Source organism: Finegoldia magna, from assembly GCF_002243175.1.
GTDB classification, from domain to species: domain Bacteria; phylum Bacillota; class Clostridia; order Tissierellales; family Peptoniphilaceae; genus Finegoldia; species Finegoldia magna_J.
In genome coordinates this window covers 1-3,032 of the sequence record NZ_NDYF01000018.1, presented here as the reverse complement: position 1 = coordinate 3,032, position 3,032 = coordinate 1, and the positions used below count along the sequence as shown (strand labels likewise).

Sequence of the window (3,032 nt, the reverse complement as noted above, 5' to 3'; positions counted from 1 at the left end):
CAATCAATAACAGTATATATTTCCAGTCAAGTTTTCGATTTATTAGTATCAGTTAGCTTTGATATTACTATCTTTACACCTCTGACCTATCTATCTTGTTTTCTTCAAGTAATCTCATAGAAATCTTATCTTGAGGTTGGTTTCGTGCTTAGATGCCTTCAGCACTTATCCTTCCCAGACGTAGCTACCGAGCTGTGCACTTGGCAGTACAACTCGTACACCAGCGGTCTGTCCATCCCGGTCCTCTCGTACTAAGGACAGATCCTCTCAAATTTCTCACGCCCACGGTGGATAGGGACCGAACTGTCTCACGACGTTCTGAACCCAGCTCGCGTGCCTCTTTAATGGGCGAACAGCCCAACCCTTGGAACCTACTCCAGCTCCAGGATGAGACGAGCCGACATCGAGGTGCCAAACCTCCCCGTCGATGTGGACTCTTGGGGGAGATAAGCCTGTTATCCCCGGGGTAGCTTTTATCCGTTGAGCGATGGCCCTTCCACTCGGTACCACCGGATCACTAAGTCCGACTTTCGTCTCTGCTCGACCTGTTTGTCTCGCAGTTAAGCTCGCTTTTGCCTTTGTACTCTTTGAATGATTTCCAACCATTCTGAGCGAACCTTTGAACGCCTCCGTTACTTTTTTGGAGGCGACCGCCCCAGTCAAACTGCCCGACTGACAGTGTCCTATTACCAGCTTCATGGTAACTAGTTAGAACTTTAGAATTAAAAGGGTGGTATCCCAACAGTGACTCTGCAAACTCTGGCGAGCTTGCTTCTTAGTCTCCCACCTATCCTGTACATTTAATCCCAAAATTCAATGTCAACCTGCAGTAAAGCTCCACGGGGTCTTTCCGTCCTACCGTGGGTAAGTCGCATCTTCACGACTACTACAATTTCACCGGATCCTTTGTTGAGACAGCGCCCAAATCGTTACACCTTTCGTGCGGGTCGGAACTTACCCGACAAGGAATTTCGCTACCTTAGGACCGTTATAGTTACGGCCGCCGTTTACTGGGGCTTAAGTTCGTTGCTTCGATTGCTCTAACAAGTCCCCTTGACCTTCCAGCACCGGGCAGGTGTCAGCACCTATACTTCATCTTTCGATTTAGCAGATACTTGTGTTTTTGGTAAACAGTCGCTTGGGCCTATTCTCTGCGACCTAATTTCTTAGGCATCCCTTCTCGCTAACTTACGGGATTATTTTGCCGAGTTCCTTAACAAAGGTTCTTCCGCGCGTCTTAGAATTCTCTTCTTGCCTACCTGTGTCGGTTTGCGGTACGGGTACAAGATTATTCGATAGCACCTTTTCTTGGCAGTTTGAATCTGTCGCTTCGCATCTTTCTGCTCCCCATGATAACTTACGTTGACGAATATACGGATTTGCCTGTATATTCTGGCTTGTTACTTGGACGTGCTCTACCATTCACACGCTCGACTTTTCCTTCTGCGTCAGTACTTCTCTCAATCACAATCTTGTAGTACAGGAATTTCTACCTGTTGTCCATCGACTACGCCTTTCGGCCTCGCCTTAGGTCCCGACTTACCCTGAGAGGACGAGCCTTGCTCAGGAATCCTTGGGCTTTCGACGGGGATGATTCTCACATCCCTTTTCGCTACTCATGCCAGCATTCTCACTTGTATATAATCCACAATTGCTTACGCTTTTTGCTTCAATTCATATACAACGCTCCTCTACCGATAGAAAAGCTATTATGCCAGTTGTATGTTGTTAAGTTCTTTAGAAATTGTATCGTTTAATAGTTAATTAATGTCTTTCTCTCTTACTTTACTAGTTGATATATTTCCTAAGTCTCACTTCATACTTCTCGCATAATTGCTTTTCTATCCCACAGTTTCGGTATCAGATTTAGCCCCGTTCATCTTCGGCGCATTACCACTTGACCAGTGAGCTATTACGCACTCTTTAAATGTATGGCTGCTTCTGAGCCAACATCCTGGTTGTCTGAGTAGTATTACATCCTTTCCCACTTAATCTGTATTTTGGGACCTTAACTGGTGGTCTGGGCTGTTTCCCTTTTGACTATGAAGCTTATCCCTCATGGTCTGACTCCTGTTCATCGATTTTCAGGCATTCGGAGTTTGATAAGTTTCGGTAGAATTACTTCCCCTAGACTATTCAGTGCTCTACCTCCTGTAATCTAAAACAAGGCTAGCCCTAAAGCTATTTCGAGGAGAACCAGCTATATCCGAGTTCGATTGGCTTTTCACCCCTATCCACAGGTCATCCGATAGCTTTTAAACGCTACCCGGTTCGAGCCTCCAGTAAATTTTACTTTACCTTCACTCTGCCCATGGATAGATCACCCGGTTTCGGGTCTACAACACATAACTTTCGCCCTATTAAGACTCGGTTTCCCTTCGACTTCACATCTTAAATGTTTAATCTTGCTACGTATCGTAACTCGCTGGCCCGTTCTACAAAAAGTACGACATTAGAAGTCTTCTTCCTCTGTCTGCTTGTAGGCGCAAGGTTTCAGGTTCTGTTTCACTCCCCTCCCGGGGTTCTTTTCACCTTTCCCTCACGGTACTATTCGCTATCGGTCACCAGGTAGTATTTAGCCTTAGGGGGTGGTCCCCCTATCTTCCCACAGAATTTCACGTGCTCCGTGGTACTCTTCTTAAAGTGTCTCTATTCTGATTTCGACTACAAGACTGTTACTTTCTTTGGTTCTTCTTTCCATAAGATTTGTCTATCAGTTTAGTCTTACTTTAATGGGCTTGTCTCTGTTCGCTCGCCGCTACTTGGAGAATCGAGTTTTCTTTCTTTTCTTGTTCTTACTTAGATGTTTCAGTTCAGAACATTCGCCTCCATACGCTATGTATTCACGTATGGATACTAGAGTGTGTCTAGTAGGTTTCCCCATTCGGATTCCCCCGAGTCACTGGATATTTGCTCCTACTCGAGGTTTTCGTTGCTTGTCACGTCCTTCTTCGCCTCCTGGTGCCAAGGCATCCGCCTTGCGCCCTTAGTTTCTTGACCGGAAATATATACTGTTATTCGATTTTCAATGT

The 3,032-nt window shown here is 45.6% G+C and carries 1 rRNA gene; it reads right to left on the bottom strand.

The features are described 5' to 3' along the window. Positions 1 to 22 precede the first annotated feature (22 nt). A 23S ribosomal RNA gene (locus B9N53_RS09050) occupies positions 23 to 3,000 on the bottom strand. Positions 3,001 to 3,032 lie beyond the last annotated feature (32 nt).